Consider the following 20,083-nt stretch of genomic DNA (forward strand, 5'->3'; position numbering starts at 1 on the left):
GACAATCATAGATGGGTAACTAACAGACAGGTAACTATATGAATCAGCCATTTCTTCGTATCTTCCTAAGCAGTGTGTTACTGACGCAGCTACCTGCCTGTGGTTTTCATTTGCGCGGGTATGACGCGCCCATGTCACAAAATATCCCGACCACTGAGCTGATTTTTCACAATAGCCCAGAAGCCTATGCGGTTAAAAATGCGTTAAAAAAACAACTCGACCAGCTGAGCATTAACACCCAAGATAGGGTGATTGATAACAAGGCAGCCAACCAATCAAATACCGCCTTGCCTGCCAGTATTGAAGTCAAAAACATTCGCCTGCAAAACTACCAGCTACGCGGTATTTTGACCGAAATTCGTATGGTAATAAGCGCAGAGGTGAGCTATCGCGCCACTGAAAATGGTCAACCCCGCACGCTGACCAATACGATTCAAGTACAGCGCAGCTATCAGTATGACCAAGGCGTGGTAGCCACTGACAATCCCCAAGCAGAGCAAATTAAAGTATGGTTGTATGACAACCTGGCGCAGCGTATTGCTGACCAATATGTCGCACTGAGCCTTCCAAAAATCACCAAAGTGCCGACCGCAACTACCCCCTAACCTAATTGATACTTAATTGATAACACGCTGATGCAGTACAATTTTTTAAATGCCTTTCAACATCTCAAAAATAGGCAAGACCCCGCCACTGGGGTGTGGCTAATGCATGGCGATGAAGATTTGCTGTCACAGTGGCTGATTGAAAAAATGTCACCCAATTGGCGGCAACATAATATGACAATTTCGCGCATGGATATTACCAGCGCCAAATCATGGCAAGCGGTTTTGGCAGAGCTGAACAGTCTGTCACTGTTTGACGACAACAAAGCCATTATCGTTCATAGTAATCATAAACCTGATAAAGAGGCGTTAGCAGAATTAGCGCAATTTGCGACGAGCAATCCAAGCAATTGCTTAGTCATTATCAGTGATAAATACGATAAGAAAAGCCAAAGCAGTGCGTTTTTTTCGCTTTGCGATAAATTTGGTCAGGTCATCGAATGTCATCTTTATCAAGAACAGCAACGCGAACAACTGCTACAGCAACACGCGCAAGACTTTGGGCTCGAACTCACCAAACCCGCTTGGCAAATGCTAATGGCACAAACTCAGCATAATTTGCTAGCGGCTTACCAAAGTCTGTGGCGACTCTCCTATCTCTATGCTACAACAGATGCGAATCCCCCTACCCATTTTGTGACCATCGATGAGCCTCAGCTGTTTGATGGGTTGGTGAGTCAATCTATGTTTACCACCTTTGATTTATCGGATGCCATGTTGGCAGGTGATACCGCGCAGGTTGCAAAAATCTTGCAGCAACTCAAAGCCAGTGAAGAACCAGAGAGTCTGGTGTTATGGATGATAGCCAAAGATATGCGCAATATTTTAAGCTTGCAATCAGGGGCAAGCTATCAAAGCCTCGGCATTTGGCAAAGCAAGCAACAGCTGTACAGTAAAGCCCTGCATCGTCATTCCCATGACGCTACCCGAAACTGGTCGGATGCACTGTACCAAGCCGACCAAGCCATCAAAGGTCTGGTGCAACAACCGGCTTGGGAGCTGCTCTACCAACTCGCTTTTCGTCTAGCGGGTCAACCATTATTTCACTAGTTGCTTTAAAAGTTACTTTAAAAGTTGCTTTTAAAAATGCTCCGCAACCTTTGCAATCTTTGCAACCCTTCAAACAACCCGCCCATCAAATTACAATACAATCCACCACCCCCCAAATTTTTAATGCGTTTTTGTTACTCATAACATTCATTTTATAATCCAGCAAGATTATGTGGTTATAATTAAAAATCCTTTCGGCTTACCTGTTTTTATTGCAATTTATTCTCATTTAGCTTTTAATACTCCCTGTTACAAAGCTGTATTTATTTAATTTTTTTCAATTGTTTATCCCTTGATAAGGCTTGGCACGATGACCGCTACCCAAAAAAAATGGCTCAAATGGGCAATCTTAAGTTTGATCGTTATTTCGCTGGCAGCGTTAGCTTATTGGTACTTTAAACCCAAACCCCAAAAACCCAATTACATCACCGCCAATGTCGAACGTAGCGATATTGAAAACAGTGTGATGTCGACGGGCAAAATTGAAGGCATTAAACAAGTGGATGTGGGGGCTCAGGTGTCAGGGGAAGTAACAAAATTGTATGTCGAGGTTGGTGATACGGTCAAAAAAGGCGATGTTATTGCTCAAATTGACCCAGTTACCCTGCAAAATACCTTAACCACGCAGCAGGCTACTTTACAGCAAAGCAAAGCGAATTTGGAAAGTACCAAGTCCGCCTATCAGACCAAACAAGCCGCGCTTGCCACAGCGCGAGCCGACTTGAAAGGTAAAATAGCAACCTTGCAACAATCGCAAACAGAATACAATCGCCTAAAATCCTTGCTTGCCATGAATGCCATCTCCAAACAAGAGCTGGAGCAAGCGGGTACCGCTGTCAAAACAGCGCAAGCCAATGTAGACAGTGCCAAAGAAGCGATTGCGACTGCCCAAGCAAATATTGCCTCATCGCAAGCCGATATTGTTAGTGCACAACAAACCATAAAAAAATCGCAAACGGACGTCAATACGGCTGAAAAAAATCTTGGATATAGCCAAATTGTTGCCCCAATGTCAGGCACGGTGATTTCTATCACCACCAAACAAGGGCAAACAGTAAACGCCAATCAATCAGCCCCCACCATTGTGACATTGGCAGATTTGAGCAGTGTGCGCGTGAAAGCCAAAATATCAGAAGCCGATGTCGTTAACCTAAAAGTAGGGTTGCCTGTTTATTTCAATATCATTGGACGCCCAGATAAGAAATACCAAGCCACACTGTCGACCATTGGACCTGCGCCCGATGGCACTACCGCCAGTGATTCATCAACGTCAACGGATTCAGCGATTTATTACATTGGTTATTTTACTGTCCCCAATCCCGATGGCGCGCTACGTATCAACATGACAGCGCAAGTCTATATTGTTGAAAATAAAGTCAGTAATGTGCTTAGCGTACCCGCTGCGGCAATCAAAACCGACCCAAAAATAGGCAGTTATGTTGAAGTCGTACAAGCCGACGGTACTACCAAAAAACAAGCGGTCAAAACAGGTGTCACCAATCGTATTACCACCCAAATTCTTAGCGGCGTCAACCAAGGGGATAAGGTGGTTGTGGGTCAAGCAACGGCAAGTAAATCAAGTTCATCGTCTAAAAATAATGGTCGTCCACCGATGATGTAATAATTGGTAGATGATAACCCTAGATTGTAAACGTTGATTGTAACCTATGACGCATGCTAACCCTATGACGCATGCTAACTGTGAGACACACGGCTGATGATAACGCAAGATACCAAACAACCTATTATGGAAGTGAAGGATTTAATCCGCGAATTCCCTGCAGGTGATGAAAAAATTCGGGTTTTACATGGGATTGACTTGACCATTTATGAAGGTGAAATGGTCGCAATTATCGGTCAATCAGGCTCGGGTAAATCCACCTTAATGAATATCTTAGGCTGCCTAGATCAGGCGACTGCGGGCAGTTACCACATCTATGGCAAAGCGGTGGACAAACTCAGCGCAGACGAACTTGCCGAGCTTCGCCGTGAGCATTTTGGCTTTATTTTTCAGCGCTATCATTTACTCGGTGACATCAATGCCCAAGACAATGTCGCCGTCCCCGCTGTGTATGCAGGGATGCCGGTGCGGCAACGTGAAGCGCGCGCCACTCAATTATTAGACGACTTAGGGCTTGCGGCAAAAACCCAAAATCGCCCAAGCCAACTCTCCGGTGGTCAACAACAGCGTGTGTCTATTGCTCGTGCGTTAATGAATGGTGGCGACATTATCCTGGCTGATGAACCGACTGGGGCATTAGATAGCCAATCGGGCAAAGACGTGATGGCAATTTTGAGAAATCTAAATAGCCAAGGTCATACCATCATTATGGTGACCCACGATCCTTCTATCGCTGCCCAAGCCGAACGCGTGATTGAAATCAAAGACGGACAGATTCTTAAAGATTATTATACCGACAATAGATTTGATAAAACCAAAGCGGTTCAACACCTAAATTTTGCCAAAAAGTCTGGTGTTACCGCGTTTTTAGACCGCTTATCTGAAGCCTTTAAGATGTCTGTTTTGGCGATGAAAGCCCATAAAATGCGGACATTGTTAACCATGCTAGGTATTATCATTGGTATTGCCTCTGTGGTATCGGTAGTGGGTCTAGGACAAGGTTCTCAACAAAAAATTCTCAATGATATCAGCTCCTTAGGCACCAATACTTTAACCGTACGAGATGGCTATAAATTTGGTGACCCTCGCCGTAAATACCATGATAATAATTTAACAGATGCCGATGCCAATGCTGTCGCAGAACAACCTTATGTGCAAAGCGTCAGTCCACAAGTCAGCAGCAATACCGCCACCGCCCGTTACCGTGAAACAGAAGCTTCTGTGAATGTCAGTGGCGTGGGCAAAGATTATCTAACGGTGAAAGGCGAAAAACTCGCGCTTGGGCAAACTTTTAATGACAATAGTATCACCTCGATGACCCAAGATGTGATTATTGATAATAATGCAAAAACCGCCTTTTTTGGCAATGTCAGCGACCCCATTGGTGAAGTGATGTTGGTGGGTAGTGTGCCCGCTCGCGTCATCGGTGTATTGCAGCCATCTGAACAAGCTTTTGGTCCAAGTTCAGACACCCCTACCCTGTATATGCCTTATACCACTGTGATGCGTAGAATGGTTGGCACCAGTCATGTAGATAGTTTTATTGTGCTACTAAAAAATACTATCTCGTCTAGTGCCGCTGAGCAAGCTGTTTCTGATTTGATAGAGCAGCGACACGGCACCGATGACTTTCGTATTCAAAACTCTGATTCAATCCGTCAGACGATTGAATCCACCACAGGCACGATGACATTACTGGTTTCGTCGATAGCTATTATTTCTTTGATTGTGGGGGGGATTGGCGTCATGAATATCATGCTCGTCTCAGTCACCGAGCGCACCAGTGAAATTGGTGTGCGTATGGCAGTGGGTGCAAGGCAATCTGATATCATGCAGCAGTTTTTGATAGAAGCGATTTTGGTGTGTATCTTGGGCGGGATTTTAGGTATTAGTCTAGCGTTTGGTATCGGCGCTTTAATTAACAAATTTGCAGGGGGTAATTTCCAAGTGGTGTATTCAACCACCTCCATTGTAGCGGCTGTGGTGTGTTCCACTCTCATTGGTGTGGTTTTTGGGTTTATTCCCGCGCGCAATGCCGCGAGACTCAATCCTGTCGATGCCTTATCAGGTGGTGAATAAAAGTTTTATCACCTAGTTAATTAATACCTAGTTAATCCACGTCTAGCCAATCAAGATTTATTTAATCAAGGCTAGATAAGTTAAAGGTATGATAAGTCGATGAATTTAAGCCGCTATCTTGATGCAAATCTTTGGTTGAAAAAATTGTGCAAAAAGGCTTGCAAACCAAGATTTAATGCGTATAATATGCACTCACTTAACGGCAATAGCCAAAATAAAAACGTTAAAAATCGTTTTTGATTGCCTTAACAGTTTTGGATCGTTAGCTCAGTTGGTAGAGCAGTGGACTTTTAATCCATTGGTCCCGCGTTCGAGTCGCGGACGATCCACCATATATTGCTTTGCAATTTTTTAATGCTTTAGCAAATCATAGATTTGCTCTTGCGAAGCTAAAAACGTCTCCCAGACGTTTTCTTAACGCTTCTCAGGATCGTTAGCTCAGTTGGTAGAGCAGTGGACTTTTAATCCATTGGTCCCGCGTTCGAGTCGCGGACGATCCACCATATCCAAAGCCCTTATCGAATTGATAAGGGCTTTTTTTATACCCTTGATTTTGTAACGCTATGATTTAGGCTAGCAGTTTAGGTTAGAAAAATAAAAATCACCTAGTTGAACTTATCTTTGATTGTATCAAATAGCTTGCCTAACGTTTAGCAAAGAAAAAAGCCAAACCATTAAAGGTTTGGCTTTTAACAGCATCGCTGTCGGATGCTGTCGAGATAGGCTATGACTTTTAGTATAGCTTATTTTTGGTATGGATAGTTAGGTGATGTACTTAATACATAGCCTGTTGCCCCGCCCGCTGCTGCACCGATTGCCGCAGCTTTACCGATGTCGTTACGGTTGCCATCTGATTTTGCCAGTGCACCTAATGCTGCACCCGCTACCGCGCCTTGCGTCGCCGCGCGAGAAGAGCCTTGGGTAGTGACGCGGTTGCCATAGGCATCAGTGGTTGCACACGCTGTCAATGCTGTTGAACCAACAAGTGTCGCAAGTACCGCAAGTGTTTTAAGTGATTTCATAGTTTTCTCCAGTAGGGTTTCCATTTGCTAAAATGTCAGGTGCTTTTAGCAACTTACGGAAGATATATTAGCGTAAATTTTTCACCCTATTGTTATAAATAAAGACTGATTTATACGTGTTTTGTAAGTAACCTTGCTATAATTTGGGCAACAAATAGCTTACTCAAGGTTGCGTTAACTTTTTCTACAATACCGCACATATATTAGGCATGATACGTGTTCAATAAATCGGTGAATTGCGCTTCAGTCACCACTTTCACCCCCAGTTTTTCAGCATTGGCAAGTTTACTGCCCGCTTTTTCGCCTGCGAGCAGTGCGGTGGTCTTGGCAGAAACGCTGCCTGAGACTTTTGCCCCTAATGCTTGCAGTTTGGCTTTGGCTTCGTCACGTCCCATGCTTTCAAGGGTGCCTGTAATGACCCAACTTTGACCTTTAAGCGGCTGATTACCTTCAGGCACTTGGCTGACAGGCTGCCAATGAATACCCGCTTGTAATAGTCGATTAATGACTTCGATATTGTGCTCGGCACGAAAAAACTCAAAAATCGAGTCTGCGGTTTTTTCACCGACATCGGGGGTTTTTTGTAAGGCTTCAATACTCGCTGCCATGAGCGGCTGCAAGTCGCCAAATTGCATGGCTAAATTCATCGCCGTGCTCTCGCCTACGCCACCAATACCCAAGGCAAAAATAAACCGCGGTAAGGTCGTATCTTTACTTTTTTCAATGGCGGCTAGCATATTTTCGACAGATTTTTCCCCTAATTTTTCAAGGTTGATGAGCGCATCGCGGTGCTTGCTCAGCGCATAAATATCTGCGACATTTTTAACAATACCTTGCTCAAAAAAGTTAATCAACCAGCGCTCACCAAGCCCGTCGATATCCATCGCTTTACGACTGACAAAGTGAATCAGCGCTTCTTGTTGCTGGGCTGGGCAAAATAGTCCGCCGGTGCATCGTGCCAGCGCTTCACCTTCTGGCATGATAACGGGTGAATCACACACCGGGCAATGCGTCGGCAGGCTCACCACTTGGGCATTGGCGGGGCGCTCGTCCGTCCAAACGCGCGTAACTTTGGGTATGACATCACCGGCACGGTGTACGCTGACCATGTCCCCTGCTCGAATGTCTAAACGCTGAATTTCACCGATATTATGCAGGGTCACATTGCTCACAGTGACGCCACCGACATTGACAGGTTCAAGTTTGCCTACGGGCGTCAACTGACCTGTGCGCCCAACTTGCCACTCAATCGCATTTAGGCGAGTCATCACAGTTTCGGCAGGGAATTTATAGGCGGTTGCCCAGCGTGGTTCACGGCTTAAAGTGCCTAGTTGCTCTTGTAAGGCTAAACTATTGACCTTAATCACCGTGCCATCAATTTCAAAGGGTAAGCGACTGCGTTTTTCAATCACCGCTTGATAATACGCTTGCAGCTGCGCGGCTGTTTGCACGATTTTGATATCGCTAATGCTAAACCCCAACGCTTTTAGCCAAAAAAGCGCATCGGATTGGGTGGTAATCTCAGCGGGTAAGCCTTGATTGACGGAATAGGCATAAAACGCCAGTGGACGACTTTTGGCGATATTTGGGTCAAGTTGGCGCAAACTTCCCGCAGCGGCATTACGCGGATTGGCAAAGGTTTTCTCCCCTTTCGCCTGTGCATCACGATTGAGCTTGGCAAACCCTGCTTTGGGCATGAGTACTTCGCCGCGCACTTCTAGCCGTGGTATATCAATCGCTAGCTGTAGGGGTAGATTTCGAATAGTACGCACGTTTTGGGTAATATCTTCGCCCGTTTGACCATCGCCGCGCGTGACCGCTTGGATAAATTGCCCGTTTTGGTACAACAGTGAAACCGCAAGCCCATCAAGTTTGAGCTCGACTTCATATTCGGGGTTTTGCTGATTGACTGCCAAACGGTCATTGACCCGTCGCATAAAATTCTGTAAATCGTCAAAGGTAAATAAATTACCCAGTGACAGCATGGGTATTTGGTGGGTGACTTGGGTAAAAGATGGCAACGGCTTGTCGCCTACTTGGTTGGTAGGGCTGTCGCTTTGTACCAATTGAGGATACGCGGTTTCTAATGCCACCAGTTCTTGGCGAAGTTGGTCGTATTCGCTATCTTCTAACAGCGGATTGTCTAAGACGTAGTAAGCGTGGTTATGTTGTTTTAGCTGTGCAATGAGTTTGCGCATTTGCGCAGTAATGGCGGCTGTGTTCATAATCATGATGATTTAAAAAAGATAACGGATATTTTACAACAAAGTGAGGGCTTACTTGGTCAATTTTTTCAGTCATCAGGTCAGTCAAAACAATAAAACTTTTAACCATAAAAAAAGGCACTCACGAGGAGTACCTTGTTTTCATTTTAATAAAATCTATCGTCCAAAATTAATGGCAAGCTCGCGCATGGCTTGGGTGTTTTCTTTGTTAATTGGCTCGCCTGTGTCGTCATATACCGTGGCATTTAAGTCATTGGCAAGCAATCCTGCGATACTCATCATGCTATCAAAGCCTTGAACAGGGCGTGGGTGTGGTAGTGATAAAAATAATACCAAGCCCTTCATGGTTTGCGTCGGTAGTCGATTGAGATCGAAAGGTGAAATACCTTCATTGTCAATCATCATCAGACTAAACCACAATAAGCCTGTCCCGTCTTTGTTTTCGTAGCGGTGGAACATATTCATCGCACCAAACTTCAAGCCATACTTGTCAATCAGCTCTAGCAGATAATCGCCTTTAATGTCGATAAATTGCTGATTAGGAAAAATACTGATGTTGATATTTTGAATGGCGTTATTGAGTGGGCTGTTTTGTTCTTCGTCAATTTGCGCTTGGATATGGGTGTCCAAAATTGGGCTGTTATCGGTAAAGCTGTCATTTTTTAGCTGATTTTCATCGAAAGTATGCACAACCGGGGTGATAGTCTCTGTGGCATTGGCAAGCATGCTAAAAGCGTCGTTTTCGTTTTCCACAAATGTATGGGTTTCTGCCAATAATTTGTCATTGGCAGATTTAGTGACATTAGCATTGGCATTGGCAAAACCGCCATTGGCTGGATAGTTATCTAGGTGCAACTCGGTATCGTCCGCGCTTAGCTTTACTTCGCCTTTAGGATTGTCGGATGTAATTTCCGCTTTGAATAACTGGCTTTCTTGGGGCTCAGGGCGCTGATGGCGCGGAATAATAGGTAAACCATCTTTGTCATGCTCAATCGCGTCAGTCGCTAATACATCTTGGTTTTTTTGACGAATGGATTTTAGTAGCGTGTAAATACCCCAAACGATAGCAACAACCGCAAGAATGATAAGAATAAGCTGAGTGATAGACATAAACAACGACCTTTGAGAAAGACGATAACGACCCTGTTTGTAGTGTAAAAATTTTTACATCGGTATTTTTGCCGTTATACTATCATGACTTCATAAAATCAGCTAGAAAAAACCGTGACAAGGCTTGACTTTTTGCGTATTTGACAGGTGAAAATCGCTTATGCCAAATAAGCTTCCACCTCAGCCATATCCACACTGACCAGCTTGGACACCCCTGCCGTTGGCATGGTCACACCTTTGAGCTCATCGGCAATTTGCATGGCAAGTTTGTTATGACTGATAAACACAAACTGCACGTCTTTGGCAAGCTGCTCAATTAAGCGGGTAAAGCGTGCGACATTGGCATCATCGAGCGGCGCATCGACTTCATCGAGCACACAAAATGGTGCGGGCTGCTGTTTAAAAATAGCAAATATTAAACTTAACGCCGTCAAGGTTTTCTCCCCGCCCGATAACAGCGCCAGCCTACTGTTCTTTTTGCCTTTCGGCTGCGCCATAAGTTCTAGCCCTGACTGCCAGCCTTTGCCGCTGCCATCTTTGTCATTGGTATGGTCTGATAACACCAGCTGCGCTTGCCCGCCGCCAAACACTTGGGTAAATAGCTTGTTAAGCTCGATATTGACTTGGGTCAACATCTCCATAAAAAGCTGTTTGGTCTGACTGTCAATCTGCTGGATAGCAAGTTGCAATTTGTCAATACTGGCGGTCAAATCCGAGATTTGCTCAGCAAGGGGCGCCAAGCGGCTGTTCACTTCACTGAGCTCGGCTACCGCGGCATGATTGACTGCCCCAAGATTAACCACCTGTAATGCTAACTGGTCGAGTTGTCGCTGTAGTTGCTCGCGTTTGCTGCCACTCATTAAGTCAATATTGTCGGTTTTTGGCACGGTGATTTTGCGACTAGTCAATTGCTCACCAATCAATGCCACGTTTTGTTTTGCTAGTGCCAATGCGGTGTCGGTGGTGTGATATTGCTGTTGTAGTTGGCTCAACTGCTGCTGAGACTCTTGCACACCCAATTGCGCTTGATGTAGCTCGGTTTCCATGGTTTTCAAGGTGATTTTCAATTGCTTAACGCTGTCATTGGCGGTTTGCAGTTGCGTCGAGTCCACCGTGAGTTGCTGTTGTAGCTGGGGCAAGCGTGCCTGCTGCTCGCTAATTTTATGACTCAGCAGCTGCTGCTCACTGGTGAATCTTGCTTGGTCTTGCTCAGCTTTGGCAAGTTGCTGCTCACTTGCGGTGATTTGCAATTGTCCGGTTGCCAGTGTTTGGGTGATGCGATTTTGTTGTTGTTCCAGCTCGCGCTGCTGACTGGCAAACTGGTTTAAGCGTTCATCGAGTGACTGGCGCTCGCTGATTTGCTGCTGTAATTGCGGTTGTAAATGCGAAAGCGTGTTGCTTAGCTCATAAGTCCGCTGTTGCTCTTGGTGCAATTTGTCCGCAAAACCTAGCCCCTCTTGTTGTAGACGCTCGCTGTCACTGTCTAGACGTTTTTTATCTTGATTAAGTTTATCGAGTGCGGATTGATAGCGATACTGCTGTTGTAGTTTTTGTTGCTGGCATTGCTGTTGTTGCTGGGTTAGGCTTAGCAGTTGATTACGCGCGGTTCGGTCTTGGGCTTGCCATTCTTGCAGACTAACCTTCGCTTGTTGCAAGCGATCGGCTAGACGCCGTAGTTGCGGTTGTTGCTGCGCCAAGTGTTCATCGAGCTCTTCAATACGGGCTTCATTCATCAACTGCTGGCTAAAACTGATAACCTGCTGACCCTCAGCTTGCAACAAATGGCTTAGGTTAATCAGCAGCTGCTGATTACAGAGTATCAGTTGTTGCGCTGAGGTCTGCACCAGTAACCAATCGCCCGTTGGTAAGTTATCGAGCAGCCCTTTATCCTGCACATCTGCCCAGTCAAGTGGCGTCGCACTGATCCAAACCTGCTGAAAAATAGCCAGATTGGGCGCCGCAATCAAAGCAGACAATGGCAAACAACCTTCTATTAGATGACTGTTCGCTGGGTTATTTTTCGATGGGTGATGTAAAGTTGGTTTATTATCAATAAACACCGCATTGTCATGGATAATTTGGGCAAAATCTTGGTCAGCGGCGATAGACCATTTGGAAAATACCGTAACTAGGGTATCAAAAATATTGGCATACCCCTTACCTGTTTCGGTCAATTGCAGTTGACTGATAAGTTTTGGCAAACTGCTATTATTTTCTTGATTGGGTGACTGGTGGATAAGTTGGTCAAGGGCAGAGTGCTGCTGCGCTAGCAGATTTTGTAGTGTTGCTTGCTCGGTTTGCCACGCTTGGTACTGCTGCTCAGCTTGGCGATGCTGCCGGGTTAAGCTGTCAACTTCATCAGCTTGGTCAGCGATAGATTCTTGACGGGCGATGATATTGGCTTCAAGACGTTCAATCTCATCACTGAGTTTCGTCATTTTAGTGTCTAGTTCGTTATTCTCAAACGCTGCAAATTGCTGATCAAATGTGGCGTTAGCAGTTTGCCATGCCAATACGGCTTTGTCATGTTCGCTTTGGCGTTGTTGTTGGCGCTGTTGTTGGCTGGCATGGTGTTTGAGGGCATTTTCACTGACGGCAAGATTTTTTTCTACGTCTTGCTTTTGCTTATTTAATGCCACTAAATTTTTGGCAATGTGCTCACGCTGCTGTTTGCAATCATCTTGCTCCTCACGCAATTGCTGCAACTGTGCGGTGAGCTGTTCAAGCTCTGCAGGTAAGCCTTCAATACGCATTTGTGCTTGCTGTTTTTGTGCTTGCAACTCTTGTTGATACGCTGCAAAACGACCTAGCTCAACATTGAGGACATTAAGGCGTTGTTGGTCATTAGCAAGGGCTTGCTCAGCTTGTTTCAGTAGACTTTGCGTTTCATGCTGCTGCTGCCAATAATCCTTAGCAAGATTTTGCTGGGTTTGTAAAGTGTCATGTTGCTCAGTCAGAGCCCGCTGAGCAAGTTGCTGCTGCTCGATTAATCCTTCAATCAATACTTGATGGGCATCCACGCGCTCACGCATCGCTTGAAAATCTGCCGCGAGTGTTTGCTGTTTTTGCCATGCTTGCCCATAGTCATCAATGAGTAGCTGCTCACTGATCGCTTGCTGCGCTTGTTGCCATTGCTGGGCTTGTTGTGCCGTTTTGGCTTGTTTTTCTAGGCGTTTTTGTTGGCTGGTTAGTTCGCTGACCATATCATGCAGGCGCGCTAAATTATCGCTTGCGGTATCGAGCTGTTTTTGGGTGTCATCACGCCGGCTTTGGTAGCGCGACACGCCCGATGCCTCTTCGATAAACTCTCGTAGCTGCAACGCATTGGCATCAATGATGCGCCCTATCATACCCTGCTCAATCACCGCATACGAGCGCGCACCAAGGCCTGTACCCAAAAAAATATCGACCACATCGCGGCGGCGTACTTTGGTGCCATTGATAAAGTAATCGGATTTGCCTTCTTTATTGATTTGCCGACGTACCGATAATTCTTGATACAGATTTAGCGCGTGGTGGATGCCGCTGCTACCATCTTCGCCGCGGGTATGTTCAAACACCAATTCTACGCTTGCCAAGCTTTTGGCGGACTTGTCTTGCGTGCCTGCAAAAATGACATCACTCATCGCGCCGCCGCGGAGCTGCTTGGCGGAGGATTCGCCCAGCACCCAGCGGATGGCATCAATCACATTGGATTTGCCGCAGCCGTTGGGCCCGACAATCGCGGTGATGGTTTTGGGGAAATGAAACGTTGTAGGATTGGCAAAGGATTTAAAGCCTGCCAGCTTGAGCTGTTTTAACCGCATGTTGCTAGAGTGTAGGTATCAAAAAAAGGCGCTTATTTTAGCAAAATTTTAGCGATTATTCATTAAATCTATGCTGACTTGGTACACAGAAATTAGGCTAAACCTGCTAAAGCCTTAAGCTGATAAATCTGCCATGGCATAAAAAAAAGCATAAAAAAACCGCTAAGTGGATTAGCGGTTTTATCAATTAGGCTTTTGGCTAATATTATTTTGCCGGTGACGCAGTAGCAGTCGCTGTATTTGCCGTTGCAGTCGCTGTATTGGCAGGTACAGACGCTATTGTGGTGGTCGTCGTCGTGGTAGTGGTTTCAGTTTTGGCTTCTTCTTTTTTACCACAGCCCACAAGGCTGATGACTGTCACTAATGTGATTAATAATTTATTCATAGTTTTCTCCAAAAACGGTTAATGTAATCATCCATCTGATAACTTGATAGTCCGATAACTATATGATCCCAATAACTATATCACTAGGTCAATCAGTATCGCTGGGCTAGTCAGTTTATAAAATCTCAACTTAATTTCATCAATCATGTAATCAAGACGTCATGGCATTTTATGAGTTTTCTGACCGTTTGGGTAGCGGCTGTGACGATTTTTTTAAGGGTTTTATGTAAATATTTATGCGTGTCATCAGTCAATACGCCCAATACGCTAAATTTTACCCACGCGATTATGTGTTACAATGATTATTAAAAATCAATCACTAAAAATTAACCGCTAAAATTTAATCGCTAAAAATTTTTAAAAGAATTATTGCTATGTCTATGCTGCTCTCCTCACCCAATGTTCAAGCCGTTCGCGCCTATTTACTTGATTTACAAGACCGTATTTGCCAAGCGCTAGAACACCAAGAAGCCACTGGCGGCTTTAATCTATATGCTGAAGGTGCCAGCAATGCCAAATTTGTCGCTGATGTTTGGGAGAGACCCACTGAGCAAGGCACCCATCAAAATTTGGGCGGTGGTCGCTCCAATGTACTTCAAGGCGGCAAAGTGATTGAAAAAGGCGGGGTGATGTTTAGCCACATTGTTATCAACCATCTGCCAGCCACTGCCACCGCTCGCCACCCTGAACTTGCTGGTCGCCAAGCACAAGCACTCGGTGTCTCACTGGTGATTCATCCGACCAATCCTAACGTGCCAACCAGTCATGCCAACGTACGGATGTTTATCGCGGAAAAAGAAGGCTACGAGCCGATTTGGTGGTTTGGTGGGGGCTTTGATTTAACGCCGTTTTATCCTGTGATGGAAGACTGTGTGCATTGGCACCAAGTGTGTCATGATTTGTGCGCGCCGTTTGGGGCAGATATTTATCCCAAGTTTAAGACGTGGTGCGATGAGTATTTTTATTTAAAGCATCGTAACGAACAACGCGGCATCGGCGGCTTGTTTTATGATGATTTGAACACGCTTAGCATGGGCTGGGATTTTGATAAGTGCTTTGCGTTTATGCAGGCGGTAGGCAATGGCTACCTTAAAGGTATTATCCCGATTTTTGAGAAACGCAAACACACGCGCTATACCGAGCCGCAGCGTAATTTTCAGTTGTACCGTCGCGGTCGCTATGTCGAATACAATCTGGTGTATGACCGCGGTACTTTGTTTGGCCTACAATCAAACGGTCGCATTGAGTCGATTTTGGTCAGTCTGCCGCCGCTCACCGGCTGGGAATATCGTTATGAGCCTCTCGCAGGAACGCCTGAATTTGAACTCACGGATTTTTATCTAAAACCCAGAGATTGGCTGAACCTCAAGGCTTAACAAAACGCAATCTTAATAAAACACCATAAAAAAGGGCAATCACAGTTGCCCTTTTTTTCATGGGCGATTAACCCATTAAGTTTGGTTGTACGATTTCTATCCAGTAACCATCTGGATCCAAGATGAAGGCAATATCTTTCATCGTACCTTCTTCAGGGCGTTTTTTGAAGGTGACTTGATGTTGCTCAAACCAAGCAACCGCTTCTTGCAGATTTGGCACGGCAAAACAAATATGCCCAAATCCTTGTGGTTCGCTGTTGCCACTGTGATAGTGAAACTCTGCATCAGACTCCGTGCCATAATTATGGGTCAATTCTAGCACCCCTGGCTGACTAAAGGTAAATGCTGCTAGCGCGGCAGTATCGGTCGGCAAATTTGCCACCTGTTCATCGGTAAGCTTTGCCAAAAAATACAAATCAAATTCCGCTTGTGGATAGCGTTTGGTTTGTAGTAGCGTCATGCCTAATACATCTTGATAAAAAGCCAAAGACACTTGCGGGTCTTTCACCCTAAGCATGGTGTGATTAAAGATAAACCCATTGGTAGCGGACAAGTTTGACATAGTGATCCTTATTGTAATATGCCTCTAAAAGAAAAAACCTTAAAAGAAAAAGACGTTGACTAAACGTCATTAATAACGACAGTTTGCCAAAAATTCAATACTGTTTAATTTTAATTAACTTTTGGGTAAAAATATAGCCGTCATTTCTCATAACATCATGGCTAATAACATTGCACTTAGGTAAGTTACTCAATTCGCTATTTACTATTCGCTATTCAATACTCGCTACTCAATAAAAGTCACTTTACCCGTGTCCAAATCATAAACCGCCCCAACAATAATTAAGCTACCATTATTAACCGCATCTTCAAGAATACGAGAGCCGTGTTTGAGCTGGGTGACTGACATACGCACGTTGGCTTTAATACCCCGATTAATCAACTCTTGCGCGTCAATGTCTTGTCCATTGGCGGTATAAATTTCATGCAAGTTGTAAACACTGGGACGGATACGGTCAACAATCGAGCGTAAATTGGGCGAAAACTGCTGATCAGGATTGATCAGTGTCTCCACACAAGCCGTCACCGCGCCGCAATGTGAATGACCCAACACCACGACTAACTTGGTACCGAATTTCTCAGCAGCAAACTCAACCGAGCCAATCTGAGACGGCGCGACTACGTTGCCTGCTACACGAATGACGAATAAATCACCCAAACCTTGATCAAAGACAATCTCAGCAGGCACGCGCGCATCAGAACAACCCAAAATAATCGCAAACGGTTCATGCACATGGGTGAGTGCATTAGACGCTAGCAAGGTTGATTGGGGGTTTTGCACATTCTCTACGAATCGTGCGTTGCCTTGTTTGAGCATCTCGAGCGCTTGCTCGGCAGTTTCGGGACGCGGTAAGTGACTGTTTGGCATTTGGTTTTCTCCTTTCACCTAGGGACAATAACGAACTTTATGATGATATAAAACGCGATATTTTTTATCATTTTAAACTTTTTAAAACTCAAAATTTTTTTCAAGACGGTTGTATAGCTACTATAATACCTCATCGCCTGCCACAGCAATATGCCCATCAGCTATTTGGTTCATAAATTGCGCATAATCTTGGGCATTGCGAGCCGCAGTTTGCTCGGCATAGGCTTGCATGACAGGGATGAATTCACTGCCATTGCCCAGATAGCCCATAAGCGTATCGGCATTGCCCGCTTTGGTATGCGCATGCGCCAAGGCATGGCCACAGCTTTCAATATATTCGTAAAAATGGGCAGCCGTCATGCTCTCAAGAGACGCGGAATACTTCATATCCCGCAGCTGCCTGACATAAAAATCCATCTCAAAGTTATCAAGCGATGCATAGCCCAAGAAAATATCACTCGATGCCTGCATCAATTGTTGCCCTTCAACCACGCGCTTGCCTTGATGGCTAAATTGTTTTGCCAGTAAGGGTGTCAAGATAGACGCTTTGGCTTGCTTCATTTGCAATATCAGCGGCTCATGGTCGGCATCTTGGAATAATGCCACCGCACACACAGTACCGACACTCCCCACCCCAACTACTTTGAGTGCCACATCGGTAAAATCATAGCGGTCAAACAACACTTGTCTATCTGACTTTAGGGTATCTCGATAAGCGTCAAAAAAAGCGTGGCTACCACCAAAAAATGGCTGCCCTTGGCGTGGTGGTCGCTGCAATTCACCGTCAGTTTTAAACGCGCGCAACCCTGTGACAGTATCACGCTCAGTCAATTTTGGCAGCATTTTTACCGCATCATTTTTTTTGGCTTTTTCAAAATCGGCATGACGGCGTTTACGAACAGTCACGTCTTCGGTATTTGCCAATATTTTATGGGTGTCGATTTTTTCATACCACACTTGTAACGGTGACAAGCTGCAATGCGCTTCTAATGCATCAAGGTAACTGGTCAGCAGTTTTTCTATCGCCTTATAGCCCACCGATTCTACATACTTAAAACTTTGACTGGCGATTAAAATACTGGCGACCAGTCGCTGCAAATCCCATTCAAATGGCGCAACGATGGTTTCATCAAAATCATTAATACCAAATAATAAATTGCGTTCAGGACTGGCATAACCACCAAAATTACTGACATGACAATCGCCGCAAATCTGCTGAAATAGCCCAGAATGTTGCCCCTGCCATGCTTGGTCAAACAGCATCAAAGCGGGCATCCCACGAAAAAAAGTAAACGGCGATACACTCATGCGCTTGGCTCGTATGGGTAGTAACGCTGTCAACCGACCTTGATTGGACCAATGATAAAGACTGAGCGCGTCGATGGCAGTCGGACGTTGGCTGATGGCAGCCAAGGTTTTTAATGGATACGCCTTACGCTGCTGTTTGCCAAGTGCAATACTATCCGCTTGGGTTAGTAGCTTGCCTTGGTAGCGATGGCGCGTCAAATCCACACACTGAGCATGATGTAAGGATTTGGGTAAAGCGATAGCGATGGGCAGCGCGGCTGTTGTGTCCTTTGTTGGTTTTTTGGTCGCTGTTTCTTTAGCGGTTGGTTTTTTTGCGGGTATTTTGTTAGCCGTGGTTTGAGAAGCCGTATTGTTTGCGCCTGTTTGAGTGGTTGTTGTTTGGGCATTTGTTGTTTGAGTGGCTGTTTGAGTCGTTGGGTCTTGAGGCTTTTTTTTGCTAGGCATGGCGTGTCTCTTAAATTTTCAATAGGTAAATGTCCAATAGGTAAATATTCAATAGCTAAATGTTCAATCGGTCACTGGCTAAATTATCATCACATCAAAGTCGTTCAAGCTTGCTATTTTAATGGCTTTGGTAAAAAGTTACGTTGCTGATTTGTGCCAAATCAACCCCTTATTCTCTACTAAAATTAGCCACTAAAATTTTATGAATAGTAGGTCAATTTTCAGTAACATTTTTTAATTTTAGCCGTTATACTGAACGCAACTTTTAACTGTATTTTCACAGGTGAAACTATCGAAAAACTCTGTATTTATGTTGTCATGCTGATTGCGCGTTGACCCTATCATAAATATGCCATTTTAGCCCGCTATTTTAGCCTTGCCGTGAGATTGTGCCTATGTCTGCATCAACGTCCGCATCAACGCCACAAACCACCCTAAACGCACCATCAGCTATGCCTGATAGCGCCCAGCCGACCAACCAAAAACCGGTACTACTACAAATCCGTCATTTATCCAAATCTTATGGCGATACCCAAATTTTGCAAAATATCAATCTAGATATTTATGACGGGGAGTTTTTGACGCTGCTGGGGCCTTCTGGGTGCGGCAAAACTACCCTGCTACGCTTGATTGGCGGGTTTGAGCTACCCAATGCCGGTAGTTTGCATCTAGAAGGGGTTGATATTGCAGGCTTACCTGCGGAAAAACGTCCGATTAATACGGTATTTCAGCAGTATGCCCTGTTTCCGCACATGAATGTGTACGACAATATCGCCTATGGACTAAAACTTAAAGGCGTGCCCAAAACCGAAATCGACCAGCGGGTGCGGGAAGCGTTGGCGATGGTACAACTTGACCATACCATCAATCGTCGTCCGCAAGATTTGTCGGGGGGTCAGCAGCAGCGTATCGCTATCGCCCGCGCCGTGGTGAATCGCCCAAAAATGCTGCTACTTGATGAACCTCTATCAGCGCTCGATGCCAAACTACGTGAGCAAATGCAATCAGAACTCAAACGCTTGCAGCGTGAACTGGGTATTACCTTTGTATTCGTGACCCACGACCAACAAGAAGCCTTGTCGATGTCTGACCGGATTGCCGTCATGAAAAACGGCGTATTCCAGCAAATTGATACGCCCATTGGCATCTATGAATCGCCTGCCAATTTATTTACCGCAAGCTTTATTGGCGAGACCAATTTGTTTAAAGGTAAAGTGCTAGAGGTCAACCCAGCCAGCATCAAAGTGGAAGTGGTCGAGCAAAATGACGGCTTTCATCCGGTTCGTGAATTGCCCCGTCCAAAATTTGACGTGCAAGTCGGTCAAAATGTCAACTTACTACTGCGCCCTGAAGATATCCGCGTGTACTACACCCATGAAGGGCATGAAGGCTTAATCGGCAACGTGGTAGACAGTGCTTATAAAGGCAGCACATTAGATTCTGTGATTCGATTAAAAAACGGCAATATCGTCAAAACGTCAGAGTACTTTAACGAAGACGATCCGAATTTTAACTATAAACTGGGGCAAGAAGTGCGTATTGACTGGGTCGATGGTTGGGAGTGGATTTTGCCAGATGAATAATACTACTTCACCTTCGACCTCTAGCATTTCGACTGCTAAC

Annotated in this window: 14 protein-coding genes and 2 tRNA genes; 8 read left to right on the forward strand and 8 right to left on the reverse strand. The window is 45.1% G+C overall.

What is annotated here, in order from left to right; all coding sequences use genetic code 11:
* Positions 1-38 precede the first annotated feature (38 nt).
* From RT084_RS08810 to RT084_RS08835, 6 genes are all read left to right on the forward strand, one after another.
* On the forward strand, positions 39-605 hold the full coding sequence (locus RT084_RS08810) for an LPS-assembly lipoprotein LptE (RefSeq protein ID WP_062331376.1): 567 nt from the start codon (positions 39-41) through the stop codon (positions 603-605).
* A gap of 30 nt (positions 606-635) precedes the next feature.
* Positions 636-1,655: a DNA polymerase III subunit delta gene (gene holA / locus RT084_RS08815; RefSeq protein WP_313099333.1), complete on the forward strand. Its 1,020-nt coding sequence runs from the start codon at positions 636-638 to the stop codon at positions 1,653-1,655.
* 310 nt (positions 1,656-1,965) lie between these two features.
* The gene (locus RT084_RS08820; RefSeq protein WP_159375030.1) at positions 1,966-3,276 is read left to right on the forward strand and encodes an efflux RND transporter periplasmic adaptor subunit; all 1,311 of its coding nucleotides are present in this window, start codon (positions 1,966-1,968) and stop codon (positions 3,274-3,276) included.
* A 96-nt stretch (positions 3,277-3,372) separates the two neighbouring features.
* Positions 3,373-5,355: a MacB family efflux pump subunit gene (locus tag RT084_RS08825; RefSeq protein ID WP_312116416.1), complete on the forward strand. Its 1,983-nt coding sequence runs from the start codon at positions 3,373-3,375 to the stop codon at positions 5,353-5,355.
* Between the two features lie 256 nt (positions 5,356-5,611).
* Positions 5,612-5,687 (forward strand) — tRNA-Lys (locus RT084_RS08830).
* 95 nt (positions 5,688-5,782) lie between these two features.
* Positions 5,783-5,858, forward strand: a tRNA-Lys gene (locus RT084_RS08835).
* A gap of 240 nt (positions 5,859-6,098) precedes the next feature.
* On the opposite strand, the gene RT084_RS08840 is transcribed toward RT084_RS08835, so the two are convergent.
* The 5 genes from RT084_RS08840 to RT084_RS08860 all read right to left on the reverse strand — a co-directional run bounded on the left by RT084_RS08840 (position 6,099) and on the right by RT084_RS08860 (position 13,903).
* On the reverse strand, positions 6,099-6,377 hold the full coding sequence (locus RT084_RS08840; protein WP_007115896.1) for a lipoprotein: 279 nt from the start codon (positions 6,375-6,377) through the stop codon (positions 6,099-6,101).
* A 203-nt stretch (positions 6,378-6,580) separates the two neighbouring features.
* A complete protein-coding gene (gene ligA, locus RT084_RS08845; RefSeq protein ID WP_312384281.1) occupies positions 6,581-8,602 on the reverse strand; it encodes an NAD-dependent DNA ligase LigA in 2,022 nt (673 codons plus the stop codon).
* A gap of 156 nt (positions 8,603-8,758) precedes the next feature.
* Positions 8,759-9,712 carry a cell division protein ZipA C-terminal FtsZ-binding domain-containing protein gene (locus RT084_RS08850; protein WP_312384248.1) on the reverse strand — a complete coding sequence of 318 codons (954 nt, stop codon included), beginning with the start codon at positions 9,710-9,712 and terminating at the stop codon, positions 8,759-8,761.
* Positions 9,713-9,870: 158 nt separating this feature from the next.
* Complete coding sequence (locus tag RT084_RS08855) at positions 9,871-13,518, reverse strand: AAA family ATPase (RefSeq protein WP_312384250.1); 3,648 nt, start codon at positions 13,516-13,518, stop codon at positions 9,871-9,873.
* Between the two features lie 205 nt (positions 13,519-13,723).
* Positions 13,724-13,903: a hypothetical protein gene (locus RT084_RS08860; protein WP_239742854.1), complete on the reverse strand. Its 180-nt coding sequence runs from the start codon at positions 13,901-13,903 to the stop codon at positions 13,724-13,726.
* 380 nt (positions 13,904-14,283) lie between these two features.
* Here RT084_RS08860 and hemF point away from each other — a divergent pair, with 380 nt between their 5' ends.
* Positions 14,284-15,279, forward strand: coding sequence for an oxygen-dependent coproporphyrinogen oxidase (hemF, locus tag RT084_RS08865; protein WP_203172606.1), 996 nt, complete (start codon positions 14,284-14,286; stop codon positions 15,277-15,279).
* Positions 15,280-15,346: 67 nt separating this feature from the next.
* On the opposite strand, the gene gloA is transcribed toward hemF, so the two are convergent.
* From gloA to RT084_RS08880, 3 genes are all read right to left on the reverse strand, one after another.
* Positions 15,347-15,841 (reverse strand): lactoylglutathione lyase, encoded by a 495-nt coding sequence (gene gloA, locus RT084_RS08870; RefSeq protein WP_065264285.1) that lies wholly within the window; start codon positions 15,839-15,841, stop codon positions 15,347-15,349.
* Positions 15,842-16,066: 225 nt separating this feature from the next.
* Positions 16,067-16,708 carry a carbonic anhydrase gene (locus RT084_RS08875; RefSeq protein WP_007115887.1) on the reverse strand — a complete coding sequence of 214 codons (642 nt, stop codon included), beginning with the start codon at positions 16,706-16,708 and terminating at the stop codon, positions 16,067-16,069.
* A gap of 120 nt (positions 16,709-16,828) precedes the next feature.
* Positions 16,829-18,460, reverse strand: a complete 1,632-nt coding sequence (locus RT084_RS08880) for a DUF2252 domain-containing protein (RefSeq protein ID WP_312384252.1) — start codon at positions 18,458-18,460, stop codon at positions 16,829-16,831.
* Between the two features lie 395 nt (positions 18,461-18,855).
* On the opposite strand from RT084_RS08880, the gene potA reads away from it, so the two are divergent.
* Positions 18,856-20,043 carry a spermidine/putrescine ABC transporter ATP-binding protein PotA gene (gene potA / locus RT084_RS08885; protein WP_409418202.1) on the forward strand — a complete coding sequence of 396 codons (1,188 nt, stop codon included), beginning with the start codon at positions 18,856-18,858 and terminating at the stop codon, positions 20,041-20,043.
* Positions 20,044-20,083: the final 40 nt, after the last annotated feature.

Origin of the sequence: Moraxella sp. CTOTU48717, from assembly GCF_032057165.1 — a bacterium.
In the GTDB taxonomy this organism is placed as follows: Bacteria; Pseudomonadota; Gammaproteobacteria; order Pseudomonadales; family Moraxellaceae; genus Faucicola; species Faucicola tetraodonis.